This is a genomic window from Bradyrhizobium sp. MI1.7 (assembly GCF_055811795.1).
Genome location: NZ_JBVVPO010000002.1, coordinates 108,559 through 134,291, shown reverse-complemented (window position 1 = coordinate 134,291; position 25,733 = coordinate 108,559). Strand labels below are relative to the sequence as shown.

Sequence of the window (25,733 nt, the reverse complement as noted above, 5' to 3'; positions counted from 1 at the left end):
CTCCACGATCCTGCTATTGTCGCGGCATGACTTCGCGCGACTCCGCTTCGTCTGAAATCACGCCGGCCGTGCTGTTGCGCGCCTATGCCTGCGGCATCTTTCCGATGGCCGAGAGCGCCGACGATCCGACGCTGTTCTGGGTGGAGCCGGAATTGCGCGGCGTCATCCCGCTCGAGGGATTTCGCGTGGCCTCACGGCTCGCGCGCACCGTCCGTACGGACGCCTTTCGCGTCACCGTCAACACCGCGTTCAAGGCAACGATCGCCGGCTGCGCCGCGCCGCAGGCGGGACGCGAGGACACCTGGATCAACAAGCGGATTCGCGACCTCTATGGCGGCCTCTACGAGCTCGGCCATTGCCACAGCGTCGAGGCCTGGCAGGGCGACGACCTCGTCGGCGGGCTCTACGGCGTCAGCCTCGGACGCGCCTTCTTCGGCGAGAGCATGTTTCACACCGCGCGCGATGCCTCGAAGGTCGCGCTGGTGCATCTGGTCGCGCGGCTGATCCATGGCGGCTTCGAGCTGCTCGACACGCAATACGTCACCGACCATTTGAAGAGTTTTGGCGCGGTCGAGATTTCGCGTCGGCGCTACACCGCATTGCTCGACAAGGCCCTCGCCGGCGACCCCGGCGATTTCCTGAGGCTGTCAGCCGGTGACGCGATCCCGGGCGCGCGCGCGCTCGACATCGTCGCCTCCCGGCCATAATCGGTGATGGGGCCTAGCGCCCGAACCCGGGGATACCGAACAGGCCCGGCCGCTGCTCCGGCGGCGGCGGGGGTGGCGGCGCCGGCTGCTGCTGCTGGATCGGCGGCAAGGGCTGCGGCGGGCGCTGCTGCACGGCCTGCTTGGGTGGCGCCGCCTTCTTCTGCGCGGGCGGCGGAGCCGCCGGCTTTGCCGCGGTCGGATCGGGCGCCGCGGTCGCAATGGTCTGCTGCGGCTCTTTGCAGTCGGTGAGCCAGATGTCGTAGATCGGATGCTCGACACCGTGCAGGCCGGGGCTTGCCGCATACATCCAGCCCGAGAAGATGCGCTTCACCTCGCCCTGCAAGGTGATCTCGTCGACCTCGACGAACGCATCGGTATTGGTGGCTTCCGTCGCCGGCCGGGTATAGCAGGCGTCGGTCTTGACCCGCAGCGCGCCGAACTGGACGGTCTCGCCGATGTCCTCGTCGAAATTGATGATGCGACCGGTGATCTTGTCGAGGCCGGAGAAGGTCGCCTTCTTGTTCACGATCTTCTGGGCGGGCGGCTCGGTCACGACCTCGTCGCCCGGCTGGAGGCTCGCCGGGGTCTGCGGGACAGTGCCGCCCGGCCCGCCCTTCTGCTGGGGCTGGCGCTGACCGGGCGCACCCGGGGCGGCTTGCGGATTGGGCGGAGCGACCGCCACGGACGGCGGCTGGTTTGGCGGAGCGACGGTTGAGCCCGGCGGCGGCGCCAGGGGCTGGGATTCGACCGGCCCCGGCATCACGTTACCTTGCCGGCCCGGCGGCGGCGCCATCGGGCGCGACGGCAGCACGCGGCCCTGCGGCGGCAGCTCGGGGACCTCTTCATCGTCATCGGGGATCTGAGGCTGCGGCTGACCACGCGGAATCGAACCCGGCGGCCGCGGCGGCGGGTCGGAGAAGATCGTGCCGATCTGCGCCTGCGCGGGCGTCGCAACCGTCAATGCGGTGGCGGCCAGAAGCGCCGCAAGACCTGTCAGGGTAAAGGTTCGAACCATCTTCTCGCGCGGCTTCAACAGCGAATCGGGCTTGCTGGACATTCTACAGGGGATACCGCCGCTCGCAGGCCATCCGGTTAACACGGCGAATACGGCGGGGGAAGGGCGGCCGTAGCTTGGCGGCGTCACGCGACGTCACTAGCGATCACGAGCGCACTTAACTCTTTGAGCTTGTTTTATTATCCCCAAGTTTAGACGATCATGAGCGATCATGAAGAAACAGGCGCAGAGAGCAGTGGTGAACTCGGAAAGGTGAATGTCTAGCGTGGCGATTAACCAGCGAGGTCGCCAGCAGTGCACGCACCAAATCCCCATAGACCCCAGCCAGCAAGCCCCAAAAAAGGTCTCACCCTCAAAACCATCCAAACCCTTGTCCAAGCCGCTCAGCCGGGCATGTGGGCGCACGAACGCGGGCTATGCCTTGCGGTCGCCAAAAGCGGCTCAGCCTTCTGGGCGTTCCGCTATTCCACAGCAGAGGGTCGGCGGCGACTGATGACCTTGCAGCCGTACCAGCCGATCGATGCAGCCGGGCTGAAAGCCCTCGAATGGCAGGCTGCGGAACTCCGCAAGCTGATCAAGGCAGGCCGCGACCCGTTGGCCGAACGCGACGCGGACGCCGCCGCGACCGCTACGGCGGGCACGACGGTCAACCGATTAGCCGTCGATACATTCGAGGAAGTCGCCCGCGACTACATCGCTCAACATAAGGATGGTTGGAAAAGTGCGAAACACCTTCAGCAGTGGGAAAACACGCTCGAAACCTATGCATATCCGATCATCGGCAAATTACGATCGCACGAGATCACAACCGATGACGTGTTGAAGGTCTTGCGACAGGATCACGAGCGCGCGGAAAAGAACGACACGCTTTGGACAGGCGCACGTGAAACAGCATCGCGTCTCCGTATGAGAATCGAAACCGTGATCGGCGCCGCGAAGGCGAAAGGGATAACCAATCCCGACACGCGCGAAATTTGGATCAACCATCACAACCCGGCGCAATGGAAGGATCATCTTGAACATTGGCTGAACGGGAAGCAATCGAGAGGACATTTCAACGCCATGGACTGGAAAGACGCACCCGCATTCATGATCGAATTGCGCGAGAAACCTGACTACAGCGCAAAGGCATTGATGCTGACAATTCTCTGCGCGACGCGCACGAACGAAACGCTAAACGCGCAACGGACCGAATTCGATCTAGACAATGCGATCTGGATCATCCCTGCCGAGCGTATGAAAGCGGGCGTAGAACACCGCGTCCCTTTGTCGGATGCTGCTGTTCAGCTACTGCGGTCGCTACCAACGATCGATGAGAACCCCTACGCATTTCCCGGTATGAAGCGCGGTAAGCCGCTAGGCCACATGAGCATGTTGGAATTGCTATGCGGAATGCGCGAAGGCTTCACAGTACACGGCTTTAGATCAACGTTCCAAGATTGGGCGGAAGACACAACCGTGCATCCGGACGTGATCACCGATATGGCACTCGCGCACACGATCAAGAACAAGACCAAGCGGGCCTATCGCCGGGGCAATGCATTCGACCGCCGCCGCGATCTAATGCAACAATGGTGCGACTACCTCTTAACGGACGCACCGACATACAAAGCGAAATGGGAAAAACTGATCGCCTGAAAGCGGATTGTGTATAATCCCCGGAAGAAGCCCGTTCGCGGGCTTTTTCTTTTTGACGCATCGTGAGCGAATATGAGACTGCTTAGCTAGTCGCGTGGTCGGATGACAGCGGCGTAAGGGTCGGATGGCCTGAGTTGCGGTGAAGACGCAGCGTGCGTGGGTGGATGCCCTGCAATGCCCATCAATTCGAAGCAGGACCCCGCCCACATGTCCCAGGACAGCACGACCATTCTGACCACCGATCAAGTCTGCCAGCGCCTCACGATCTCCGCGCCGACGCTACGCCGCTACTCCAAAGCAGGCCACGGCTTCCCTCCCAAGATTCCCTTAGGTCCGCGTCGTGTCGGCTATCTCGCCAGCGACATCGAGAACTACATCGCGAACCGGCGCAAAGCCGCACTCGCCACAGCGGACGGTTAATCGTCCGGTTAGTGGCGCGACAATCTGTGAACCCTCTCAATGAAAACGGCGGAACGTTCATCCGCAGCACGGAGAAGTAGGCCCCGCCAGTGGCACCCGGCAGGGCCTCAATCAACGTCATTTAGGAAAGTCCGATGACTATACACGCTCATGTCGCGCGGCTCAACAGCTTCGCGCAGCCATCCCCTCACCTCGCCGATCCTCTCGCAGGACTGACAGCCCTTCCGCAATGGGTGCTATGGCGACTTGAGCAATACGATGGTGAACCGAAACCGCGCAAAATCCCTTACGATCCGAAGACGCTTCAACGCGCCGATACGACCAATCCGACCACATGGGCGAGTTTCGAAACCGCAACGACGATCGCAACGATCAATCCGGAATTCCGCATCGGCTTCGTCTTCACCCTGAACGATCCGTATATCTTCGTTGACCTAGACGGGTGCCGCGATCCGGACACCGGCACATATAACGACGAAGCAACGCATATTTGCACGCGCCTATTTCCGGGCGTCGCAGCTGAGGTTAGCCAATCAGGAACAGGTTTACACCTGATCATGAGAGGCGACAAAACCCAATTCGGCAATCGGCGCAACAAATGGGGCGGTCGATTTGAGTTCTATCAAAACAACCGCTTTGTTGCGATTGCGGGTAACGAATGGATTGGCAACGCCGATCTAGAGCAAACGGCATCGCTGCAAACATTCCTGCAAATTCGTGAACATGGCCGCGACAATCAAGAACTCGATACGATCCGCGATCCACGATGGTCAGGGCCGGAAGACGATCAAGAACTACTGGCCCGCATGCTTGCATCTGATGATAAGATTTCATCGGAGCGAATTGCCGAGCTGAACGACGCTATCATGCGCGATCCGAGCAACTTTGTCGCGAAAGCCCAATTCGACATTTTAAGCCGTCGCGTTCCATTCGCCGCGCTGTGGAACGCTGATGCAAATGTATTGAACCAGTTCTATCCGTCGTCGGCAGGAAAGCTATTCGACCACAGTGCGGCGGATCTGGCGCTTATGAACAAGCTCGCTTTCTGGAGCGGCAAGGATCACGTGCGGATGATCCGGCTTTTCAGCATGTCGGCATTAGGCAAACGCGAGAAATGGTGCAACCGGGCATATTATCGCAACAGGACAGCCAGCAGCAGCAACCAGTCATGTCGCGATGTTTATCGGGGCACCAATCAAGAGCGACGAGACAAACAGCGCCAAGAAAACGAGCGGATCGGCGAACAGCTTGAATTCGATATCACGACGAAGCTGATCACGCTGGATGAAATGATCAGCGATTTCTATTTCGTCAGCGGCGTCGGAGCGTCGGGCGGCGTGGCAAGCGCAAAGACGCTGAACGTTCTGTCTGTTGCGGTTGCGCGCAACGAATACGCGCCGTCAAAACACCCGCTTGAATACACCGATAAGCGAACGGGCGAAACAAAGACTAAGATCGTTCCAGCGTTTGAACAATGGTTGCCGCACGAAAAGCGAAAACGCGTTGATAGCGTTACATGGAAGCCGGAAGGTGGCTCGATTTGCGACGTTCCGGAAAAGGTTGGTCTAAGCGGGTTCAACACGTGGCGCGGATTGATCAAGCCAACGTGGCATGATCACTTCATCAACGATAATCAGTTGCGCGAGCGATGGCTGACAAGATGGCGCGAACACCTCGGCTATCTGGTCCCGATCGAAGCTGAGCGCGATCTATTTGAACGCTGGCTTGCGCACATTTTGCAGCACCCCGGCGAGAAAGTCGAAACGGCTTGGTGCTTCGTCGCGAACATGACCGGCATTGGCCGCAACTGGCTTGGTAGCGTTCTCTCGCGCGTGGTGCGCGGCTACGTGCTGAACAACGCGATTTTGGATGTTGTCCTAGACGGCAAGTTCAACGGTCGAATGTCGCGCAAATTGCTGATGATCGTTGACGAAGCCAAGGCAGGAATGCGCGGCCCGAACACATGGGCGTTGTCCGAGAAACTTAAAACGATGGTCAATCCGGACTTCCGCGAGATAAACGAAAAGCACGGCTTGGAATGGGTGGAACACAACGCGATGCGTTGGCTTGTGTTTTCCAACAATTGGGACGCGCTCCCCATTGAACGCGACGATCGGCGATGGAACATCGTCGAAAACCCGACGAAACCGCAATCAACTGCTTATTACAAAGAAATCTATGACCTTGTCCGGCGCGATGAATTCATTGCGGCGGTATGGGCGCATCTGTCCACACGGCCGCTAGACGGCTTCAACGTCGGCGATCGATCGATAAACAATGCCGCACGCGAAAGGATGCTCAACAGCGTTTCGACCGATCTTGAACAGGCGCTAAAGGAATTCAAAGACCAATGCAGCGCCCAAGTGGTCGATTACATCACCATCGAAAACTTTCTCAGGCAACGCGCGCCCGGCGAACAGCTCAATAAAGCCGCGATCAGACGCAACCTGATGAAGCTTGACATGGTGTATCTGGATAAACGCATTGGCACCGGAAACGACAAAAGACGCATGGTGATCGTCCGCGACTTGAGACCAGCCGATGTTTACGACAACCCCGCCCGCTGGCAGGCTTCGGCAACTCACACCACAGCAGCAACGTTTTTCAACCAACCATCCGAATGATCATCAAGCCCGGCTTCGCACCGGGCTTTTTGTTGCCCTCCCGGTCACAGTGGCAGCTTCCATAATTTCATTTTCATCTCGCTGGACAGCTTGGACAGCCTTTCTGCTACTCTAGAAGAAAATACATCAGGCATGTTTCGTCTCGTAGGGGAATGGGAGACCTGTCCAAGCTGTCCAGCCGAATTATGGAGAAGGACGATCCACGGCGGAAGAACCATCCGCCGTGCTCGCCGTCCCAACCATCTGAATTGATTGCCGTTGGAACAAGCGACGGTCATGCGATGATCGGGGCACTCACCACCCTGATCACCAAATTGATCACTTCCTCGGTTACGATGATGATTGCGACGGTCGCCACGCGAGCCCCCCCTCCCCCTGGACAAATAGCGTCACACCGTTCCATCGGGCGGCGTCCCGGCTACAGGGTGAGCGCCCGGCGATTTGCTGCCGCCCGACTTATCCACAGGTAAGTTGCATGAATCTCCGATTGCTACCATCGCAATTTTCACCCGCATCAATTCGCAATAGCACCACGCATCACGACGATTTTCACCCGCATCAATTTGTAACGTCGCAATAGCACAACGCATCACGACGATTTTGTCCGCATCAATTTGTAACTCATGTTTGCCGTCGATCGGGAGACGCCCGATGCGTCTCTCGACTTTGCTTCATGGGTGATTCATGAGTGCCACACGACGCGTGTCCGGGGATGTTTGACCTTCCCGCCCGGCGCTGATCCCAAAAGGTCAAATTGAGGATTTTCGGAAATGAAATTTCAAATGACGCGGAGCATCGTTGAGAATCGTGGCGTCAATTACACGTTCACGAACGTCGCCACTGGTAGGAACGCTAGTACGTTCATCCCCGTGACGGAACTGACCGGCACACCCTACGATGCTTCGCTCAAGATGCTCGATAACGCCCTCTTAAACCTCGGGGCTATCGTTGAAAAGAACTCCGCTGAGTACCAGCCGGCATCCCTTATGTCCCACAATCGCGCCGCTGTTGAATTCTCCACGGTTTCAGCCGCGTTTAAGAGCACGCAGCGTGCCGGATTGATTGAAGCTGACGGCACCCGGAAGGATTGGGCTGAGCGCACTGCTATCGAACCTGCAAACTTTGGCACGGCGGCTATTCGTGCGCGCGGCGTGGCGAAGTTTGACGCCACACCGGACGGCCAGAGACCAACGCTGCTGTCCGTGATGCGAGAGCAAGAACTGGCGGGCATAATGGAAGTCGGGGCGCTCGATGACCTCCCGCCTGAGGTAGCTCAGCAAGCTCGCGAACGATATGCCTCACTTAGGGGCATCCGCGTGTCAGGCATTCAGGCGGATCACACCCAGAGACCGACCGACACTGCCCCACTTTTAAGTGGACCCGATGTCGCTAGCGCCCAACGTGCGGCGAAAGCTTCGTTCGATCAACTGAAACAGCGATCGGAAAATATTGGCTTTGTTGAGAAGGCGCTCAACGAAGTGATTAGCGTCGTTGAAACGTGCTGTGATTTGCACCGCCCGCAAGCCTATCGACTGCTGACCACAGGCAGCATTGATGTTGTGGAGTGACAGCATTGATCCGTGGTCCACGTCTCCCGGCTCAGATCGTTTTGGCAACTGGACGGGAGATCGGACCGGGCGAAATCATGCGTGCGTTCAACATCAGTAAAGCGCGCTTGCATTATTGGCGCCACGCGTATCAGTTTCCTCGCCCGACGAAATCACACGGTCCGGTCGTGCGTTCCGAAATTGGAAAATGGTGCGCATCTCGCAATTGCGCCGTACTTTGGTGTTGAGATCATGAGCAATGTCACGCCGTTGCCAGCCGATAATAACGGTCGCGACGGCAAGGGTCGCTGGGCAAAAGGCCCCGGCAATATCGGACGGCCGGTCGGTGCCAAGTCCCGTCATCAACGGGATTTCTCCGCGCTCATAGTCGCGATGATCCCGCGCGCAGCGCAAAAGCTTTCAGACGCTCTAGACAATTCTGAGCCGTGGGCGGTGCAAGCCATCATAAAGTTGGCCCTACCATCCGGCTTAACTATCGCCATGCATGGCGTTGAGCCGGCAGACGTGGAAAGCGCGCTTGCTAGCGGTGACATTTCATCCGAGCAAGCCAAGGCGATGATCGCCAACAAAAAGGACGGCAAGGCAATCAACGAACTCGATGAACACCGGGCGATGATGAGCGAGATTTTGGAGAAGCTGCCAAGGCAATGATCACCGAGCGAGACAAGCGACAACTTGCGTCGATTATCGCGATCGTGAAGCCTGCCAATTCGCTGGAAGCACGTCTTGAGAAATTGAGCGAAGAACATCGCGTTCGGTACGACATTTATTGTTGGCGGATGGTGCAATGGGCAACACGCATAAATGCAATGTGCCCAGATGATTATGAAGGCGGTATCGATGCGCATCTATACGCGCGATCGATTGACTCTAAGAGTTACGAACCGAGATTAGACGCGCGTGTGCAAATGGCGCTGTTCGGACCGACGCCAAGGATATTGAAAACGGCGAGCGAGGACGAAGCCATGCGGATTTACAAGGAATATTGCGATGAGCAACGTTGATAGAATTCCCGAAGGTTGGCACATGATCCGCGTCGAGCATCCTACGCCGATCATCTATACTTTCGGTCCTGAAATCGATCCGTACACATGGCAGCAGCTACCATCAACGTTTAGACATTTCCTAACGGTAAAGGAATTTGACCGCAAGCACGGTCTGTATGAAGCAAACAAGCGACAAGACATTCAACGTGTTGAAGCGTTGATGTTAAGCGGGATAGCTGAACCGTTTCGCATCGGTAAAGATGCTCTTGGGCATGACAATCTATTGGTCAACGGCGAAACGTTGACCAAGATCATTACGTTTCATTCCATGCGCAACAGCAATCCGGGCGGTGCATTCAAGCCTCGCGAGCTTGCACTATTATTCGAGCAGTACACCAACCAGAAAAACGACGCTCTCGACTGGCTCGAAGCAATTACTCCACGCGACCGTGCGCGCGCCTTTTTGACCATCTTGCGCGAAATGGTTGAATGGCAACAGCGACACGGTTTATCGGACGAACCGTAATGTTTTCCAGTCCGAACAACAGAGGTACGCACCCATGGCTAAGATGACCAAAGCACAATATTGCGAAGCAGGAATGTCACACATCGAGCACATGCGCCAGCTACTGAAAGAGCACGGCGACAGCGCAACGCTCAATCTCCATGCCGATCACCTACGCTCAATTCTCATATATGAGAGCGTGAAAGCGCTTGGCGTGATCGATACGCGCGAACCCACAAAGCATTAAGTCGGAATGCAGCACCGGCAAAGGTTAGTCGCTTCTCCATTGCCGGTGCTCGCACCCCGGACGTGTTGTCGGATGTACGCAACACGTCCGGGGAATGCTTCGAAGACGGACGCGCCCTCCGCCGAGGTCTACTCCTAAATTGCTGAATTGATTGCGATGAGGATCGCGATGGCCCGCGCACTCACCAAACTGTCTGACCATCGCGGTTTATATGGCTGTGGAAATCGTCACGCGATATCCGCCCGATGACCGTTCATGACCGCTCGTGACGCTTAGTAACCTTTTCTGATCCCAATCTGCCACTTTTGACCGTCCGGCCCGAACGGCCGATCTTGTGCGGCCACAGAGGCGCATAAGGAGATCCGTCAAATGAGCACACTTTCACAACTGATGACGCAGCGAGCCGCTGCCGGTGCAGCCTACGCCAGCGCGGTTGATGCGCTGAAGATTGCCTACGTAAACCTCGCCGCGCTCGACCGCACGATGGAAAATCGCAATGTCGTCGCACCGGTCCCCTCTGTCGTCTTCGGTCCGATCCCCAATGGCGGGCCGGTTCCCGTGCTGTCTTTCCTGCGTGACAAGAACGCGGTTGATGATCTTGTGCGGCTCCTGCAACACGCCGAGTTCGCGCCCAACTTAAAGCAGGATTGGCCGGCTCAGATCATCACAGCGTCGAACATGCAAGTCGCATCGTTCACGCAGGGCTAAATAGTGGCGAGTACTCATAAACGTCGGCTTTCGGTTATAAAGCGGAAGTTGCCAGTTCGGTCGATCATCGGCGGCTTAAGACCCATAGGAGACGTCCGCCGTGTCGGTCCGACGCTTATTTTTCGATGTGCCACGACCCGTCCCAGTCGCATGGAGGTGGTTTTGCTTTGAAGCTTTCGATGCGCTGGATTAGAGCCGTGGCAGGCCCGTCGCCGGGCATCGCTTCGAGCGACACATTGAACGCGGCAAGCGCTTCATCCCATCGCCGGTCCCGGTAGGCCGCGAGCGCCTTGAGGTACTTGTCACGTGATGCAAGCTGCTGCGGCGTAAGATTACCTTTCTTTCCTACGATTTCGAACACGGCCTCGAAACGAGTCTGGCCCGCCACCACGATGCGATCGATCTCCCGAACCTCAAGTGAGGTGCCCACGGCAGCAATTGTTCTTTCGGAAACGAGATTGCGGGTGCCATACACCTTGTTTGCGCCTTCCAGCCGCGAGGCGAGGTTCACGACGTCGCCCATGACGGTGTAGCTCATCATCACGTCGGAGCCGATGCTGCCGACCAGCGCCTCGCCGGTCGCGATTCCGATCCTTAGATCGCATTTCTCCATTGGGGTTGCGCGAACGCCAAGCAGTTCAGGAATCTCCTCGCGCAATTTGTCGATACGTTCGATCATTTCCAGCGCGGCGAGGCATGCAAGCCGGGCATGATCGGCCTCATCGACGAAAGGAGGGCCCCAATACGCCATGATGCCGTCGCCGATATACTTGTCGATGATCCCTCGGTTGTTCCGAATTGGTTCGGACATGACCGAAAGATAGTGGTTCATAACCTTGACGAGACCTTGCGGGGTCATGCCTTCGCTCAGGCTGGTGAAGCCCTTCAAGTCGCAGAACAACACAGTCATCACTCGGCGCTGGCCTTCGGCGGCCGTCAAATTAGGGCGATCGATCAGTCCTTCAACGACGCGCGGGTCGATATACTTGCCGAATGTTTCCTTGATGCGTTGGTTGTTGCGCAATTGCACAACCATCCGATTGAAGGCGGCCGCCAGTTGTCCGATTTCGTCAGTCGCCCTTACATCGATTGACTGATCGAGCTGGCCCGCTTCGACCGCGCGGGTACCCTCTAGCAGTTGACGGATCGAGCGAATGATGCCGCCACTGACCAGGTTGGCGAAAATCAATCCGACGATCGCGGCAAGCAGCGTAACGATGGCCGAGGTCAGGGCCACCCGGGTTTGTTCCGACCTGATTTTTGCGATAGCCCCATCGCTGACGGTCAACATGCTCAACCGAATAGCGTTGACTTTCTCATCCAGCTCGTCGCGAGCAGCGTCTGCTTGCGCAAGGCTGCGCCTGACCGCCGCAAAGTCTCTGGCCTCAAGGTGTGAAAGTAGCTCTCCGGTTTCCTGCTTCAGTTGGCGGCGAGTATCGCTCAGATTTTCAATTCTGTTTTCGATGCGCGCCAGGCCTGCATTGTCCGAGGGTGTACTTGCGTCCTCAATGATCGAATTGATCAGTGTCCGCGCGGCTTGCGCCTCACTTTCGACCTCGTCTCCCTTCGCGTTGTATAGCTCCAAGCGGGCCCTATACCCGAGCACATCGGGCGGCTCCTGCATCTTCGCGATCACCATGCGGCGGACCGCGAGACCTCGTTCCAGAGACAGAGTATTGATCCGCGTCAGATGCCCGTTGATCGGGGCGTACCGTGCAGAGAGTTCATCAAGCAGATGGCCGACCCGCCTGACCATCACTATCGATAGGACCGATGTCGCCAGCATGAGGATGATCAATCCGACGGAGATCGCAACAATCCGCCGCCGTATCGACTGTTTGATCATCGATCCGGAGAAATTCTTGAATCCTTTAAGAGCGAGAACCTTTGAGATGTCTCGTGCTCCGTGGTGAAACGTCCGATGTACTCACAGTCGAGCTTCCCCGCGCTCAGCCACGTCAAGCGGTCAGAGACCAACTTCGTTCATTCCTCATTCAAGCTGAATTCGAAGGTTTTGGCGGGCGGGCCTTGGTGAACAGCCCCGAACTGGCTAAGCGGCAAATTTATCACCAGCGAAGAGGAGTAAAGGTCGGTGAGTTCGAGTTTGAGCTGTTGACCGGCTTCCATTTGGGCCGCCACAGTTGGTTCGATTCCGCGGGCTGCGATGCAGATGTTGGTGAGACACCAGTTGAAAGGAACCTGGATAGGGCTGCCCTGATCTACCGTCACCTTGACTCCCTGCTGCAGATTTGCCCCTTGCGGAACGAATAGCTGCAAGCGAGCCGGACCGTCAGCTCGCTCGATCAGATCGACACGCACCACGACCTGATCGAGATCGTCCGTGGCGGTTGATGTCGATCGGCATATCGTGGTTCGATCGGATGAGGCGAAACAAAATTTTTGCCAGGTTGATAAATGGATGTTTTCAGGCAGCCGCAATCGCGGCGGCGTCGAATGAGGCTCCTGCCGGGCCGAAGCGCCGTTGACCTGCTGCCCAAGCGGCGGGGCGGTCGCCGAATGCTTCTCTAGAAATTGCGATACCAAGGGCGACCAGATCGGCACCGCGTCAGCGGAATCGATCATGAAGTGCCCGTCGGTCCCAAAGGACGGGAACATACGGTAATCGGCATTTCCGCCCGCTTCGACAAAGGCATGATGCATCCGCTTCGTCAATTCCGGTCCGAAGTAGGTGTCGTTTTCCGCGTAGATCCAGAGCATCGGGACGCGTGCGGTGCGGCCAAACTCACCAGTAGCGGCAACGAGCTTGTCGGGAGCACAATTGTTGTTGGGTTTGCCGTCAACGCGGCCCCCACGGCCAGCCGCAAATGTAATGATGGCCTGAACTGATGACGGGTTTAGGCTCCCAAGAGCGATTGAACCCCATCCGCCGCCGGACTGGCCAACGACGACAACCTTGCCAGGCTGGATCATCTTCCGCTTACTCATGTAGTCGATGACCCACTCATTCAAAGTGGCGATAGCGAGTCCGGGACCACGAAAGTTCGGGTTGTCGCAGCTGCCGACGTGGGCAAAGACAGATCCGTAGAGACCTTGATCCTTGTCATCGAGACTACTAGCCCCGTACCTGATAGGCGAGATGACCACATAACCGCGGCGTGCAAACCAACGTGCCGCGTCCCGATATTCGATCGCGGGAAACAACGTCCGCTGATTGGCGTCGAGCGAAATTCCGTGGTTCATAACCACTAGGGGAAACGGACCATCTCCGACCGGCCGTACCAGGAAGGCAAGCACCGGCAGTGGAAACGGCAGCGCCCAAATCTCCTCTTGGATTGCTGGTCCCGCGCTTCGGTCATCTGCGATCGCCGAGGAATGGAATGCCGAGGGGACACTGCCCAGCAAGACGAGAACCATCAGCAAGTGCTTCAGCATGTGCTGTCTCCGCCCATGAGTTCTAGCCTAACGCTAGGTCTGAGGGGCAGGAAGCCGTTGATCTGGATCAATGATCAATCGGGACGGCCCGGCGTGCTAATGGTTTAAACCGCGTTGGAACCGTGGGATTAGTGTCTCTCCCATGGCTCCTCGGGGCCGGAGGCGGGACCCGGAGCGCCGCAGAGCATATACCGGCTCCGGGCCGAAAGCCTCACTAGACCCCCTTGTCTTAAGGGACCATACGGGGGCGATTCAGTCTGGACTAGTTGGTCTTGTTTGTCTGTTGCTGGCCCGTGGCTGACCTTCGCGCGGGGCGCGGCAATGTCTGGTAAGCGTGCTGAAGTGGACGAGCGGCGGAAACGTCATCCGCCAACTTCTTTGAATTGTTTCATCGAATTGCGGTCGCTAACGAAGACGATTGACCAGCAACGCCTTCTAGCGGCTCTTTTTGTTCCCTGCGCGTGTAACCAGCAAATTGCGAACTATTTTACCACGCAACTCTCGCTCTGCCTTCTGACCGACCGCTTCGCGGGCCGCTAGTGCGTAGTCCATCGGCACTGCATCCGCAAAACTGAGCAGCTTTTGTTTCGCATCTTGCGCAGATTGCTCCATTGTTTCAGGGATTCGAGAAAGTTCGGAGACGAGTGTAAAGAAGTTAGCTTTATTCCACCACATCGAACCGTCGGGCAGATTCATCAACTTGATATAGGCAGCGGCTTTGTTGATCGCCTCGATGACTTCGTTTTTTTCTGGAAAGCTGCTGGCGCGATCTTCGAGGTACTTACGGACTCGATTATTTCGCTGAAAGTAACCCGTCATGTATGTGCACATGAGGTTCAAAGTGAACATCAAAGGGACTTTGCGGTCAAACTCAAAGCTGGTGAAGATTTCCTTCGATCGGACCAGGTTCGTGAATGGACCCTCGGCTTGTGAAAGAAGCCAGTGCCACGTGTCCGAGTCTATGCCGGGGTCACGGCTGAAGATATTTGCCGGTATCGTTTCTTCACCGTCAGTCTCACTGCCGACATCACCTAATTCATCGTCGTCCGGAGGGTGTCCGACGATCTCACCGCACAGCACTCTCGCCACAAGCATGAATTCAGAGGCCGAGTATTCTGATGCAAGCTTTTCGATTGCGGACAACGAATAGTAAGTTCTGTTGAGCCGGTAGAATACGTCTTTCAGGCGGGGGTCTCCCGCATCAAGATCAAAGTCGATCACGGCCACTTCGTACTTCAAAAAATCTTCGCGCTCTTTAGGCGTAAGTTCTCTGAATGTTTTTCCTTCAAAGTCCAACTTTCCCTCAACAAAGTCCCGTATGGAGTTGAGTCGTTGCTGACCATCGACAACCGCCTGACTTGCTTCCATCGTGTCGAGGTCGATTGGTCCTCTAGCGAGGAAAATTTGCGGGAACGGATATCCTTTCATGATCGTGTCGATGAAGTCACGTTTGTGTGCCTCACGCCATACGAGATTTCGCTGAAAATACGGTGACAGCGTCAAACGAGAGCTGCGCATCGCCGCGACAAGATCAATTATCTCTCTTGATCGAACGGTATATTTGAGATCGTTTTGCATATTCAGCCTATGAGATCAGCTAGCGCACTGTCTTGTTTCCAGCAAAAAGCGTATTCGTTCATGTAGATCGCACAGTTGATGTTTTTGAACATCGTGGTGTGTTTCCGGCTTAACTGTCCTTGAAATCGAGACCAAGCCTGACTGAGGGGGGATTGGGGCATGACATCGATCCGAATCATGCCGCGCCTCAAAATCTGTTCCTTGAATTGGTCGATGTAGCCCACGCCCCGTTTTCCGAACGGCGTCAGGTCGGTGAAGGCTCGAGTGGTGGATACTACATCGATCCAGGCTCTCTGAAATAGCTCGACGTCAATGCAGGCGACGTCCAGATCGGAGACGCTCGGTTCGAAAAATTTGTCTTTATGGATGCTGAAGCCAATTTGTCCCGACCCGGAAAAGCTGACAGCCGAATAAGCGATGCAAAAATAGTTTGATATTTCAGTTTTGATCGCGAACTCGCGATCTCTTTCGTTGTGAAGGGCAGCGGCCCGCTCTTCAATGAAGAGACGGCGGGCGCGCTGTTCGCGATCAGTATATTTCTTACCGATTGTCCGAACGTGGTTCTTTAAATCATCGATTTTCATATCGCTTGTCGGCTCGGACCTGGTTGCGCGTTGCGCAGTGCTGCAGCGATTCGTGTTGCCGATCCCTGCCCGAGGCTTAGGAGCCCTGGGAACGGAGACCCGGCACGAATCACTGCCCAGATCATCTGGCATGGAACCATAATTTGGTGTGGGTGTGAGACTTCGCTCAATATGCCTTTGTTCACAGCTTTTCGCTTATGCCGGGCAGGTTTCGATCGCTGCAACCTGCGTTACGGCGATGTGGCATAGTGGTTAGCGGCGACTGGTTAGCCAAATGTTCCAAACATTGAAAATATTGACTTTTTAGCCTTGACGGGCGGAAAGGGCGGCATCCCTGCCCTGCCCGCGGCCCGCTGGCCAGACCGGCGGCCGGATGGGATAGTTGACCGGCTCCTCCCCTGGGCCAAGGCGGGCAGCGCCCCCGAAACGACGTCCAACGATAACAGAAAACCCCAAGGTCGCTCCCATGCCCGTCGTGCTCGATCCCGATGCCGCCGCCGTCTACAAGGCCTTCCAGGAGGCCGGCCGCCCGGCCTACGAGACGCTGACGGCACCGCAAGCCCGCGCCTATTACGCGCAGGCCCGCTTTGCCACCAACCCCGAGCCGCCGGAACTGGCGCGCGTCGCGGCGCTGGCGATCCCGGCGCCGCACGGCGAAATCCCCGCCCGCATCTACGTCCCGAAGCAGCCACGCCTTCAGAACGGCCTGTCGCCGGCGCTGGTGTTCTTCCATGGCGGCGGCTGGGTGATCGGCGATCTCGACTCCCACGACGTCGTCTGCCGCCAGCTCGCCGTTTCAGGCGCGCTGATCGTGATCGCGGTCGATTACCGCCTCGCGCCCGAGCACAAGTTTCCCGCCGCCGCCGATGACGCGATCGCCGCCACGAAATGGATTGCCGCGAATGCGCGCGAACTCGGCATCGACGCTGCGCGCCTTTCGATCGGCGGCGACAGCGCCGGCGGCAATCTCGCCGCTGTGGTCGCACTCACCGCACGCGACGGCAACGGTCCAGAGATCGCGGGCCAGGTCCTGATCTACCCTGCGACCGATTTCGCCATGACACACGGCTCGCACCGCGAGCCCGAGACCAGCGTACTGCTGACGCATTCGGTGATCCGCTGGTTCCGCGACCACTATCTCAATGGCGCCGCCGACATCCAGGACTGGCGTGCCTCGCCGGCGCGCGCGAAGAGCCTTGCCGGTCTGCCGCCGGCCTATGTGCTGACCGCCGGCGCCGATCCCCTGCGCGACGAAGGCGACGACTATGCCGAGCGCCTCAGGCAGGCCGGCGTGCCCGTCGCCTACAAACATTATCCCGGGCAATTCCACGGCTTCTTCACGATGGGCAAGCTGCTGCCGCAGGCCAATGTCGCGGTGCGCGAGATCGGCGCCTGGTTGAAGGAGCTGGGCTGACGCCTCCCATGCCCTTCGTTCTTCAAACCGTCTTCGCCCTCCTCCTGCGCGCGCTGACATGGCTCGGCAGCCAGGGCACCCGCGGGGTCGCGGCGGTCGTGTTCGTCGCCGCCGCCGTGCCGCCGCTCGGCGCGCTGCTGCGGCCCTACATCACCGAAGCGATCCTCGTCCTGCTCTGCATCTCCTTCATGCGAGTCGATCTCGCGGCGCTGTACGGTCACCTACGCCGCCCGGCGCTGATTGCGACCGCAACCGCCTGGACTACGATGGGCGTGCCGCTGATCGTCGGACTGATCATCTATGCAACAGGGCTCAACGACCGCTCGCCCGGCCTTTCCGTTGCCCTGATGCTCCAGAGCATGGCCTCGCCCATGATGGCGTCTCCGGCGCTCGCCGCGCTGATGGGCCTCGATGCCACGCTCGTGCTGGTCACGCTGGTGACCTCCACCGCGCTGGTCCCCTTCACAGCGTCGCTGTTCGCAAGCCTGTTCCTCGACGGCATGCTCAGCGTCACACCGGCGACGCTCGGCCTGAAGCTGCTTGGCATCCTCGCGGCGTCGCTGCTGGCCGCAACTATCATCCGTTGGGTGTTCGGCGCAGAAGCGATCCAGCGCCACAGGAAGCCGATCGACGGCTTCAACATCATCATCCTCCTGATCTTCGCCGCCGCGATCATGGGCGATGTTGTGAACGATCTGGTGGCGCAGCCGGTGTTCACCATCAGCCTGGCGGCTCTGTCCTTCGCCATCTATTTCACGCTGCTCGCCGTCACCACGCTGCTGTTCCGCCGCATCGGCTATGAGCGCGCGCTGGCGCTCGGGCTGATGGTGTCACAGCGCAATCTGGGCCTGATGCTGGCCGCGACCGCCGGCGCGCTGCCGCCCACCACCTGGCTCTATTTCGCGATGACGCAGTTTCCGATCCATCTTGCGCCCTACATGCTGACGCCGATCGCGCGGCGCTTCACGGCGCGCGCGGATGGCAACGGTGAGGCCGCTGCAGGCAAGGCGACCTAGGACGCAGTCATAGCGGCGGCGCAGCCGGCTTCGAGGCCCTGAAGAGATAGCGGTTGGTGCTGAAGAAGTATCGTCCCGCCCCGCTGAGACGCCCGAACTCGCTATGCCATGCTTCGAGATCATCGGCTGAAACGTCGTTCCTGCGGGCGACGAAGTCCCGAATGCCCTGGGCCAGCCCCTTGCTGTAGCTATCGTCATCGTACTGCAGATTCAGGATTGGAAAGACCGACGCACCGTCCAGGTGAAGTCGTGCATTCACCAGTCTATGGGCCATCGACCTCGGGAGACGCGGGTGAGCGCAGTGCGCTTCCCATGATTTCATCACCGCGGCCATACGTTCCGGGCTTTCGGAATGCCACACCACCGCGTCCCAGTCCGTTGCGACAAAAATCGTGCGGCCCCCCGGCTTGAGCACGCGAAATGTCTCTGCGAGGACGCGGTCAACATCAGGCACGTACTCGGCAACCTGTGTGCATACGACAACATCGAACGACGCATCGGATTGACTCAATTCCGTCGCGTTGCCGATCGCATATGAAATCCAGGCGGAAGCCTTCTGCCGGTTGCAGACCTCGATCAGGTCAGTCGACACATCGATACCGAGGACAGCACCATCAGGCCCAACGATCTGCGCCATGCTTTCGCAGAGATAGCCGGGACCACATCCGATATCGAGAACGCTCTCGCCGGCAGACAGATTGAGCTGCCGAATGGTCTCCGCGCGCTGGGCGGTCACGTCCCCTGTGAGATAAAGTCTTTGGAGCCGTTTCGCGTTCTCGTTGCTGTACTCCATCCCGCTCATCTTCGCCTCCACGCTCGAGTGCCAGGTCAGATTGCCTAGCCCGCCCGCGCCGCGCGCCGCAGCGCCTGCGGCGGCTGGCCGAAGGCGCGGATGAAGGCGCGCCGCATGCGCTCGGGGTCGCCAAATCCGGTCGCCTCCGCGACGAGCTCGATCGCCTCGCGCGAGGACTGCACGCGCTCGCGCGCGACCTCGATCCGTAAGCGCTCGATCGCCTTGGAGGGTGTCGTGCCGGTCTCGGCGGCAAAGGCGCGGGCAAAATGCCGCGCGCTCATGCCGGCACGATCGGCGAGGTCTTCGACCGTCAGCCGGGCGTCGAGGTTCTCGCGCGCCCAGGACAGCAGCGCGCCGAAACGGCCGTTCGGCGTCTTCAACTCCAAAAGCGATGAGAACTGCGACTGGCCGCCGCTGCGGCGATGATACAGCACGAGCTGGCGCGCGGCCTGTTGCGCGATCTCCTCGCCATGGTCCTCCGTGACCATCGCGAGCGCGAGATCGATACCCGCGGTGATGCCCGCCGATGTCCACACATTGCCGTCATGCGTGAAGATCTGGTCCGGCTCGAACTTCACCTTGGGATAGCGCGCGACGAAATCCCGTGTGCGGCCCCAATGCGTGGTGGCGCGGCGCCCATCGAGCAGGCCCGCCTCGGCCAGCACATAGGCGCCCGAGCAGACGCTGGCGACACGCACACCGCGCCGCGCCAGCCGCTGCACGAAGGCGCGCGTGACCTCGCAGCGTGCGGCGTCCGTTACGCCTGCCCCACCCGCGATGACCAGTGTCGTGATCGCATTCGCCGACCTGAAGTCGCGCGCCATCATTTCGACGCCGGACGAGCTGCACACGGGCCCCGCGTTCAGTGCCAGCACGCGGATTCCGGTGGTCGTCTTGCCCGTGCAGCGCGCTGCGATCTCGAACACCGAGATCGGGCCGGCCGCATCGAGCAACTGGAAGTCCGGGAAGATCAGGATGCCGATCATGGTCATGTCCGAAAGTGAGGGAAATACGCCATTTTGGACGGAATGGCATCATGAGAGGCTGCGTCCGTCAAGCTCATCTTTGGAGGACCTGCCCATGTCGTCACCGCTCCAGATCGGTCTTTTGGTGTTTCCGCGCGTCACCCAGCTCGACTTCACCGGTCCCTTGCAGGTGTTCTCCTCCGTCCCTGGCGCGAAGCTGCACCTGATCTGGAAACGGATCGAGCCGGTGCCGAGCGATTCCGTGCTGACGCTGACGCCGACCACGACGTTCGCCGACTGTCCGCAGCTCGACGTGATCTGCGTGCCCGGCGGCGGCGGCACCAACGACCTGCTCAATGACGAAGAGGTGCTGGATTTCCTGCGCAGGCAGGCCGAAGGCGCCAGGTACGTCACCTCGGTCTGCACGGGGGCGCTGGCGCTCGGCGCTGCCGGCCTGCTCAAGGGCTACCGCGCTGCCACCCATTGGAGCGCGATGGAGATGCTCGGCCAGTTCGGCGCGACGCCGACCAGGACGCGCGTCTGCATCGACCGCAACCGCGTCACCGGCGGCGGCGTCACCGCCGGGATCGATTTCGCGCTGACGCTGGTGTCGATCCTGGTCGACCGCACCACGGCAGAAGCGATCCAGCTCCAGATCGAATACAATCCCGCCCCGCCATTCACTTCCGGCTCGCCCGACACCGCGCCGGCCGAAGTGCTGGCCTTGCTGAGAGAGCGCGGCGCCGCAAACCAGGCCCGCCGCCTCGAGGCGGTCAAGAGCGCGGCTGAGCGGGTGATGTAGCTCTCATGTCCCGGACGCGGTGCAGCATGCAACGCTGCGCCGCAGCGTCCGGGGCACGAGACCTCCCGCAAGTCCCCAAAAGAAAAAGGCCGCTCGGTTTCCCAAGCGGCCTTTCCTGTCTTACGGTGGCTGCACATTCCATCGGGCGATTTCGAACTTCCAGACCGGGGGCCTATCTCCCGATCGAGTCCTCGTCGGCGGCCGCTGCATCACGGGACAGTCGCGAACTGTTGCCCGAACCGAACGCGATGGTCTCCCATCTCCGTAAGATGGGACCATTGAGCCGCATCGCTCGCGTAGCTGCAACGCCGGCGCAGGCGCTGTCCCCGCTGTTCCCGTTGTCCACAGCAAGGTGAGGCGGATGCTGGTGCATCCACCCCCACGGCAAGGATTCGGACGGAGATCGGAAAGCTAGCCAGGCGTCCAGGGCTGGTAGTCGCCGGTCGCCTTGGGACGCTTGCCGCTGGCAAGCGTCGAGCCGGAGGGCCGATAGGCGTTCGGCGTGCCGGTGGGGTTCGGCTGGTGCGGCTTTTGCCATTCGCGCGGCTGGTAGTTCTCTTCGGTCGGCGGCACATCGACGACGTGATGCATCCAGCCGTGCCAACCCGTCGGGATGCGGCTCGCTTCGGCGTAGCCGTTATAGATGACCCAGCGCCGCTCGAAGCCGAGTGTCGGATCGATCGCGCCGCCGCGGGTCCGATAATAGCGGTTCCCCTGCTCGTCCTGGCCGACCAGCTCGCCATACCGCTTGGTCCAGAGCTGGGTGCCAAAGGTCTGGCCACTCCACCAGGTGAAGAACTTGAGGAAGAACTGTTTCATACGGCTAGGGCCCTGCTTCGTGAGGCCCTGATGCCATCCGGGCGGCGAAATGTCCAGTTCCGCGGGGGCGGCGGTGCCCCCCGCAAAATGTGGTGCCCGGCGCAAGCCCTGCCGCAAATCGGACGCGATCCGTTCATGCCGGGTACAGCGGCCACATGGAAACCTGCGCCATACGCGCACACCGGCGTGAACCCTGGAACCGCGGGCCCTTCAAGAGGTTTGCTTCAGGGAATAAGGAGTTTGAACATGAAAAGTCTGAGAATTTTGAGCGCCGCGGCAGCGGTGGCGTTGGTCCTTCCGTTGGCGACGCCGAGCTTCGCCCAGGGCCGTGGCGGCCACGGCGGTGGCGGCGGTGGTCATTTTGGCGGTGGTGGCGGCGCCCATTTCGGCGGTGGCGGCGCCCGCATGGGCGGCGGCAGCTTTGGCGGCGCGCGGTTCGGTGGCGGCGGCGGCAATTTCGCAGCCGGAGCCATGCGCCCGAGCGCCGGCCTAGCCATGCGTCCGACCGCAGGAGCCACGTTTAGTGGTGGCGGCGGCCGTCCCCTCGCAGTCGCGGGTAACAACTGGCGCGGCGGCGGTGGCAACTGGCACGGTGGCGGCTGGCGTCGTCATGGTGGCGGTTTCTGGCCGGGCGTCGCAGCCGGTGCTGCGATCGGCGGGCTCGGCTCCTACGCCTACTACGGTGGCGGGTACTACAACGATCCCTACTACTATGGCGACGACAGCTATTATGACGAACCGTCGGTCGCGGTGGTGCCGGATAGCGGTGGTGACTCGTCGGCTTATTGCGCGCAGCGATACAGATCCTACGATCCGGCCTCGGGCACGTATCTCGGCTATGACGGCCAGCGTCATCCCTGCCCGTAAGCAGGTCGACAACGCTTGACGGAAGAGGCGTCGCATCGGTGCGGCGCCTCTTTCGTTTGTCGCGCGCTCATCGCCTGTTTCGCGCGCAGCCCGCGCATCGCGCGGGAGTAACTATGCACGCGAACGCGAGGGACCTTTATTCACCGCACCGTGCATATCTACAATGATCCAATCCCAAATTGACCCGTCCCGCGATTCGCCTATATCACCGATGAATGTTGGGACTTCGATCTACTGGGAAATGTCATGCCGCGTATCCTCGTGGTAGATGACGATCCGATGGTCGGCGCGACCATCGAGGTTCTGCTCCAGCGTCAGGGCTTCGATGTCACGATGGCTGACGGCGGCGAAACGGGACTGGCTGCGCTCGAAGCGCAGACGTTTGACGTGATGCTGGTCGACATCTTCATGCCGCACATGCGCGGCTTCGAATCCATCCGCATCTTTCACGAGCGCGCCCCGGCGATCCCTCTGATCGCGATGTCCGGCTACGCCTTCGCCTCGTCTGCCTCGCCCTCCCCCGATTTCCTTCGCATGGCATTGGAACTCGGCGCGACACGCTGCCTGCGTAAGCCGTTCACGCCGGACGCACTCCTGACCACGATCCGGGAATGCCTTGGCGAGGCCGCGCAGCCGAAGGACAAGAAAGAAGCCCCTTGATCCCAACGCAGCGCGTCATTCTCGGTGCTGGACTTGCAATCCTCCTGATCATCACCGCCGCCTCGATCGGACTCGACGTCAAGTCGCGGTACGATGCCGCCTGGGTCAATCACACTATCGAGACGCAGAAGAAGATCTCCGATCTGCGCGTGCTGATGCGCCACGCCGAGAGCGCCGCGCGCGGCTACGAGATCTATCGCAACCCGAGCTTCAGCGACGAGTTTCAGGCGGTGCACGCCCAGCTCGCGCCGGCGCTCGCCGACCTCAAGCGCAGCCTGCGTGACAATCCCGATCAGGTCGCGCTCATCGAGGGCACCGAGCCGCTGGCGCTGCGCCGGGTCGAGATCGCCGCAGAGGTGATGCGCCTGCGCGCCGAGAACGACCAGGCCGGCGTTGCCGCGCTCCAGGGCAAGGGCGAGGGCCGCGGCCTGATGGACACGGTGATGGGCAATCTCGATCAGCTGAGCGCGGAGGAAGAGCGATTGCTCGCCGCCCGCGCCCTAAGTTCCCGCCGCACCGGCATCGTCTTGCTCGGCATCGATGTGATCGGCGCGCTGGTGATCCTGCTGCTGGTCGCGATGCTGATGCGCGAGAGCCAGCGCACCACGGTCGCGCTGAAGAGCACCCTGCTGGAGACCACGGCGGCGAAGGAGCAACTCGAGGCGGCCGTCGCCGAGCGCACCGAGCATCTCGTCAACGCGCATGACGAGCTGCGGCTGTCGGTGAACGTGCTCCAGAGCACGTTCCACAGCATGGCCGAGGCTGTGCTGGTGATCGACGCCGAGGGCACCGTCCTTCTGTCCAATCCGGCCGCGGAGCGCATCTTGCTGCATCGCGCCGGCATGAGCCTGCGCAATCTGCGCGCCCTGTCCGACGTGTTTCACGGCGACGGCGTCACGCCGCTCAGGGCCGACGAGCTGCCCTCGACGCGCGTGCTGCGCGGCGAGCAGTTCGAGAATCTGGAGATGATCGTCCGCCCGCATAACGGCAACGATCCCCGCCATCTGATGATCAGCGGCCGGCCGATGCGCGACGGACAAGGCAACGTCTCCGGCGCCGTGCTGGTCTATCACGACGCGACCACGTCGCGCGAAACCGAGCGACAGCTGCACCAGTCGCAGAAGCTGGATGCGATCGGCAAGCTGACGGGCGGCGTCGCGCACGACTTCAACAACATGCTCACGGTGATATCAGGCAATACCGAGACGCTGGTGGCGAGCCTGAAGCAGCAGCCCGAGCTCCAGCGCGTGGCGCGGCTGATCGACGATGCCGCCGAGCGCTGCGCCGAGCTGATCCAGCATCTGCTCGCCTTTGCGCGAAGGCAGCCGCTCCAGCCGCGCAATGTCGAGATCAACGGCGCGATCGCCGATATCGCCAAGCTGCTGCGCCCCACCCTCGGCGAGCAGATCCAGATCGAGACCGTGCTGGAACAGGGACCGATGACCGCGCACATCGATCCGTCCCGCCTCACCAACGCCGTGCTCAACATGGCGATCAACGCCCGCGACGCCATGCCGAACGGCGGCAAGCTGCTGCTCGAGACCCACCACGTCGTGCTCGACGAGGCCTATGCGCAGGCCCACGCCGAGGTGCAGCCCGGCCCCTACGTGATGCTCGCGGTCAGCGACACCGGCACCGGCATGTCAGCGGACATCCAGCAGAAGGCCTTCGAGCCGTTCTTCACCACCAAGGAGGTCGGCAAGGGCTCGGGCCTCGGCCTCTCCATGGTCTACGGCTTCGTCAAGCAGTCCGGCGGCCACATCAAGATCTACAGCGAGGAAGGCCACGGCACCACGATCAAGCTCTATCTGCCGCCCGGCGACGGCATGACGGACGCGGCGGCCCCCGTGGCGCCGCAGGCCGAAGGCGGCGCCGAGACCATTTTCGTGGTCGAGGACGACACGCTGGTGCGCAACTTCGTCACCGCGCAGCTGCAGAGCCTCGGCTACGACACGGTCGCCGCGCCCGACAGTCGGGCCGCGCTGGACATGATCGAGGCCGGCCAGGACTTCGACCTCCTGTTCACCGACGTCGTCATCCCCGGCGGCATGAGCGGCCGCGAGCTCGCCGAAGAGGTGGCCAAGCGCCGGCCGGGCGTGAGGGTGCTCTACACCTCCGGCTACACCGACAACGCCATCGTCCATCACGGCAAGCTCGACGACGGCGTGCTGCTGCTGACCAAGCCCTACCGCCGCAACCAGCTCGCCGAGATGATCCGGAAAGCGCTGAACGGCGGCGGGATGACGGCGGGCTAGAGCACTTTCTCACGGCTTCGAAAGCGCGCGGATTGTGTGTGCGCTCGGCTGAGAACTGCACTGAATTACGAATGCTCACTGACGTCATCCGCGGTCTCGCGGCGGGTGTCGATGTTGTTTCCGGGTGACAGGCGACCGAAATCAAGCGGTATTTCTGGCAGGCAAGACC

At 60.1% G+C, this 25,733-nt stretch carries 24 protein-coding genes; 16 read left to right on the top strand and 8 right to left on the bottom strand.

What is annotated here, in order from left to right; translation table 11 throughout:
• Positions 1–26: 26 nt before the first annotated feature.
• Entirely contained in the window at positions 27–707 is a 681-nt protein-coding gene (gene aat, locus AC0L3X_RS03395; protein WP_135213473.1) for a leucyl/phenylalanyl-tRNA--protein transferase, read from the top strand.
• Between the two features lie 13 nt (positions 708–720).
• On the opposite strand, the gene AC0L3X_RS03390 is transcribed toward aat, so the two are convergent.
• Positions 721–1,764 carry a DUF2155 domain-containing protein gene (locus AC0L3X_RS03390; RefSeq protein ID WP_354131265.1) on the bottom strand — a complete coding sequence of 348 codons (1,044 nt, stop codon included), beginning with the start codon at positions 1,762–1,764 and terminating at the stop codon, positions 721–723.
• A 252-nt stretch (positions 1,765–2,016) separates the two neighbouring features.
• On the opposite strand from AC0L3X_RS03390, the gene AC0L3X_RS03385 reads away from it, so the two are divergent.
• The 9 genes from AC0L3X_RS03385 to AC0L3X_RS03345 all read left to right on the top strand — a co-directional run bounded on the left by AC0L3X_RS03385 (position 2,017) and on the right by AC0L3X_RS03345 (position 10,418).
• Positions 2,017–3,360 carry a tyrosine-type recombinase/integrase gene (locus tag AC0L3X_RS03385; RefSeq protein WP_354131264.1) on the top strand — a complete coding sequence of 448 codons (1,344 nt, stop codon included), beginning with the start codon at positions 2,017–2,019 and terminating at the stop codon, positions 3,358–3,360.
• A 174-nt stretch (positions 3,361–3,534) separates the two neighbouring features.
• Positions 3,535–3,780, top strand: a complete 246-nt coding sequence (locus AC0L3X_RS03380) for a helix-turn-helix transcriptional regulator (RefSeq protein WP_354131263.1) — start codon at positions 3,535–3,537, stop codon at positions 3,778–3,780.
• Between the two features lie 134 nt (positions 3,781–3,914).
• Positions 3,915–6,404, top strand: a complete 2,490-nt coding sequence (locus tag AC0L3X_RS03375; RefSeq protein ID WP_354131262.1) for a phage NrS-1 polymerase family protein — start codon at positions 3,915–3,917, stop codon at positions 6,402–6,404.
• A 770-nt stretch (positions 6,405–7,174) separates the two neighbouring features.
• Positions 7,175–7,972 (top strand): hypothetical protein, encoded by a 798-nt coding sequence (locus AC0L3X_RS03370; protein ID WP_354131261.1) that lies wholly within the window; start codon positions 7,175–7,177, stop codon positions 7,970–7,972.
• 231 nt (positions 7,973–8,203) lie between these two features.
• Positions 8,204–8,623: a hypothetical protein gene (locus AC0L3X_RS03365; protein WP_354131260.1), complete on the top strand. Its 420-nt coding sequence runs from the start codon at positions 8,204–8,206 to the stop codon at positions 8,621–8,623.
• Positions 8,620–8,976 carry a hypothetical protein gene (locus tag AC0L3X_RS03360; RefSeq protein ID WP_354131259.1) on the top strand — a complete coding sequence of 119 codons (357 nt, stop codon included), beginning with the start codon at positions 8,620–8,622 and terminating at the stop codon, positions 8,974–8,976. Before AC0L3X_RS03365 ends, AC0L3X_RS03360 begins: the two co-directional genes overlap by 4 nt.
• Positions 8,963–9,484, top strand: coding sequence for a hypothetical protein (locus tag AC0L3X_RS03355; protein WP_354131258.1), 522 nt, complete (start codon positions 8,963–8,965; stop codon positions 9,482–9,484). Before AC0L3X_RS03360 ends, AC0L3X_RS03355 begins: the two co-directional genes overlap by 14 nt.
• A gap of 34 nt (positions 9,485–9,518) precedes the next feature.
• Positions 9,519–9,710 carry a hypothetical protein gene (locus tag AC0L3X_RS03350; protein ID WP_354131257.1) on the top strand — a complete coding sequence of 64 codons (192 nt, stop codon included), beginning with the start codon at positions 9,519–9,521 and terminating at the stop codon, positions 9,708–9,710.
• Between the two features lie 369 nt (positions 9,711–10,079).
• Positions 10,080–10,418 (top strand): hypothetical protein, encoded by a 339-nt coding sequence (locus AC0L3X_RS03345; protein ID WP_354131256.1) that lies wholly within the window; start codon positions 10,080–10,082, stop codon positions 10,416–10,418.
• Positions 10,419–10,533: 115 nt separating this feature from the next.
• On the opposite strand, the gene AC0L3X_RS03340 is transcribed toward AC0L3X_RS03345, so the two are convergent.
• From AC0L3X_RS03340 to AC0L3X_RS03325, 4 genes are all read right to left on the bottom strand, one after another.
• The gene (locus AC0L3X_RS03340; RefSeq protein ID WP_354131255.1) at positions 10,534–12,264 is read right to left on the bottom strand and encodes an adenylate/guanylate cyclase domain-containing protein; all 1,731 of its coding nucleotides are present in this window, start codon (positions 12,262–12,264) and stop codon (positions 10,534–10,536) included.
• A gap of 137 nt (positions 12,265–12,401) precedes the next feature.
• The gene (locus AC0L3X_RS03335; protein WP_354131254.1) at positions 12,402–13,811 is read right to left on the bottom strand and encodes an invasion associated locus B family protein; all 1,410 of its coding nucleotides are present in this window, start codon (positions 13,809–13,811) and stop codon (positions 12,402–12,404) included.
• Between the two features lie 435 nt (positions 13,812–14,246).
• Positions 14,247–15,389 carry a DUF262 domain-containing protein gene (locus AC0L3X_RS03330; protein WP_354131253.1) on the bottom strand — a complete coding sequence of 381 codons (1,143 nt, stop codon included), beginning with the start codon at positions 15,387–15,389 and terminating at the stop codon, positions 14,247–14,249.
• Positions 15,390–15,391: 2 nt separating this feature from the next.
• Positions 15,392–15,973, bottom strand: coding sequence for a hypothetical protein (locus tag AC0L3X_RS03325; RefSeq protein WP_441268140.1), 582 nt, complete (start codon positions 15,971–15,973; stop codon positions 15,392–15,394).
• Positions 15,974–16,439: 466 nt separating this feature from the next.
• On the opposite strand from AC0L3X_RS03325, the gene AC0L3X_RS03320 reads away from it, so the two are divergent.
• On the top strand, positions 16,440–17,387 hold the full coding sequence (locus tag AC0L3X_RS03320; RefSeq protein WP_354131250.1) for an alpha/beta hydrolase: 948 nt from the start codon (positions 16,440–16,442) through the stop codon (positions 17,385–17,387).
• An 8-nt stretch (positions 17,388–17,395) separates the two neighbouring features.
• A complete protein-coding gene (locus AC0L3X_RS03315; RefSeq protein ID WP_354131249.1) occupies positions 17,396–18,403 on the top strand; it encodes a Na+-dependent transporter in 1,008 nt (335 codons plus the stop codon).
• Positions 18,404–18,410: 7 nt separating this feature from the next.
• Here AC0L3X_RS03315 and AC0L3X_RS03310 read toward each other — a convergent pair whose 3' ends face one another.
• Positions 18,411–19,205, bottom strand: coding sequence for a methyltransferase domain-containing protein (locus AC0L3X_RS03310; protein ID WP_354131248.1), 795 nt, complete (start codon positions 19,203–19,205; stop codon positions 18,411–18,413).
• 35 nt (positions 19,206–19,240) lie between these two features.
• On the bottom strand, positions 19,241–20,182 hold the full coding sequence (locus AC0L3X_RS03305) for a GlxA family transcriptional regulator (RefSeq protein ID WP_441256459.1): 942 nt from the start codon (positions 20,180–20,182) through the stop codon (positions 19,241–19,243).
• Between the two features lie 94 nt (positions 20,183–20,276).
• On the opposite strand from AC0L3X_RS03305, the gene AC0L3X_RS03300 reads away from it, so the two are divergent.
• Positions 20,277–20,963, top strand: a complete 687-nt coding sequence (locus tag AC0L3X_RS03300; protein ID WP_354131246.1) for a DJ-1/PfpI family protein — start codon at positions 20,277–20,279, stop codon at positions 20,961–20,963.
• 411 nt (positions 20,964–21,374) lie between these two features.
• On the opposite strand, the gene AC0L3X_RS03295 is transcribed toward AC0L3X_RS03300, so the two are convergent.
• Entirely contained in the window at positions 21,375–21,782 is a 408-nt protein-coding gene (locus tag AC0L3X_RS03295) for an NADH:ubiquinone oxidoreductase subunit NDUFA12 (protein WP_028148726.1), read from the bottom strand.
• Positions 21,783–22,028: 246 nt separating this feature from the next.
• Here AC0L3X_RS03295 and AC0L3X_RS03290 point away from each other — a divergent pair, with 246 nt between their 5' ends.
• From AC0L3X_RS03290 to AC0L3X_RS03280, 3 genes are all read left to right on the top strand, one after another.
• Complete coding sequence (locus AC0L3X_RS03290; protein ID WP_063983561.1) at positions 22,029–22,649, top strand: BA14K family protein; 621 nt, start codon at positions 22,029–22,031, stop codon at positions 22,647–22,649.
• A 246-nt stretch (positions 22,650–22,895) separates the two neighbouring features.
• Entirely contained in the window at positions 22,896–23,309 is a 414-nt protein-coding gene (locus AC0L3X_RS03285; protein WP_028148724.1) for a response regulator, read from the top strand.
• A complete protein-coding gene (locus AC0L3X_RS03280) occupies positions 23,306–25,564 on the top strand; it encodes a CHASE3 domain-containing protein (RefSeq protein WP_354131245.1) in 2,259 nt (752 codons plus the stop codon). Before AC0L3X_RS03285 ends, AC0L3X_RS03280 begins: the two co-directional genes overlap by 4 nt.
• The last annotated feature ends 169 nt before the right edge of the window (positions 25,565–25,733 follow it).

Bases quoted from the DNA above. Each gene is read 5' to 3' on its own strand.
- aat (WP_135213473.1), top strand. From the start codon at position 27: ATGACTTCGCGCGACTCCGCTTCGTCTGAAATCACGCCGGCCGTGCTG.
- AC0L3X_RS03390 (WP_354131265.1), bottom strand. From the start codon at position 1,764: ATGTCCAGCAAGCCCGATTCGCTGTTGAAGCCGCGCGAGAAGATGGTT.
- AC0L3X_RS03380 (WP_354131263.1), top strand. From the start codon at position 3,535: ATGCCCATCAATTCGAAGCAGGACCCCGCCCACATGTCCCAGGACAGC.
- AC0L3X_RS03375 (WP_354131262.1), top strand. From the start codon at position 3,915: ATGACTATACACGCTCATGTCGCGCGGCTCAACAGCTTCGCGCAGCCA.
- AC0L3X_RS03370 (WP_354131261.1), top strand. From the start codon at position 7,175: ATGAAATTTCAAATGACGCGGAGCATCGTTGAGAATCGTGGCGTCAAT.
- AC0L3X_RS03365 (WP_354131260.1), top strand. From the start codon at position 8,204: ATGAGCAATGTCACGCCGTTGCCAGCCGATAATAACGGTCGCGACGGC.
- AC0L3X_RS03360 (WP_354131259.1), top strand. From the start codon at position 8,620: ATGATCACCGAGCGAGACAAGCGACAACTTGCGTCGATTATCGCGATC.
- AC0L3X_RS03355 (WP_354131258.1), top strand. From the start codon at position 8,963: ATGAGCAACGTTGATAGAATTCCCGAAGGTTGGCACATGATCCGCGTC.
- AC0L3X_RS03350 (WP_354131257.1), top strand. From the start codon at position 9,519: ATGGCTAAGATGACCAAAGCACAATATTGCGAAGCAGGAATGTCACAC.
- AC0L3X_RS03345 (WP_354131256.1), top strand. From the start codon at position 10,080: ATGAGCACACTTTCACAACTGATGACGCAGCGAGCCGCTGCCGGTGCA.
- AC0L3X_RS03340 (WP_354131255.1), bottom strand. From the start codon at position 12,264: ATGATCAAACAGTCGATACGGCGGCGGATTGTTGCGATCTCCGTCGGA.
- AC0L3X_RS03335 (WP_354131254.1), bottom strand. From the start codon at position 13,811: ATGCTGAAGCACTTGCTGATGGTTCTCGTCTTGCTGGGCAGTGTCCCC.
- AC0L3X_RS03330 (WP_354131253.1), bottom strand. From the start codon at position 15,389: ATGCAAAACGATCTCAAATATACCGTTCGATCAAGAGAGATAATTGAT.
- AC0L3X_RS03325 (WP_441268140.1), bottom strand. From the start codon at position 15,973: ATGAAAATCGATGATTTAAAGAACCACGTTCGGACAATCGGTAAGAAA.
- AC0L3X_RS03320 (WP_354131250.1), top strand. From the start codon at position 16,440: ATGCCCGTCGTGCTCGATCCCGATGCCGCCGCCGTCTACAAGGCCTTC.
- AC0L3X_RS03315 (WP_354131249.1), top strand. From the start codon at position 17,396: ATGCCCTTCGTTCTTCAAACCGTCTTCGCCCTCCTCCTGCGCGCGCTG.
- AC0L3X_RS03310 (WP_354131248.1), bottom strand. From the start codon at position 19,205: ATGAGCGGGATGGAGTACAGCAACGAGAACGCGAAACGGCTCCAAAGA.
- AC0L3X_RS03305 (WP_441256459.1), bottom strand. From the start codon at position 20,182: ATGATCGGCATCCTGATCTTCCCGGACTTCCAGTTGCTCGATGCGGCC.
- AC0L3X_RS03300 (WP_354131246.1), top strand. From the start codon at position 20,277: ATGTCGTCACCGCTCCAGATCGGTCTTTTGGTGTTTCCGCGCGTCACC.
- AC0L3X_RS03295 (WP_028148726.1), bottom strand. From the start codon at position 21,782: ATGAAACAGTTCTTCCTCAAGTTCTTCACCTGGTGGAGTGGCCAGACC.
- AC0L3X_RS03290 (WP_063983561.1), top strand. From the start codon at position 22,029: ATGAAAAGTCTGAGAATTTTGAGCGCCGCGGCAGCGGTGGCGTTGGTC.
- AC0L3X_RS03285 (WP_028148724.1), top strand. From the start codon at position 22,896: ATGCCGCGTATCCTCGTGGTAGATGACGATCCGATGGTCGGCGCGACC.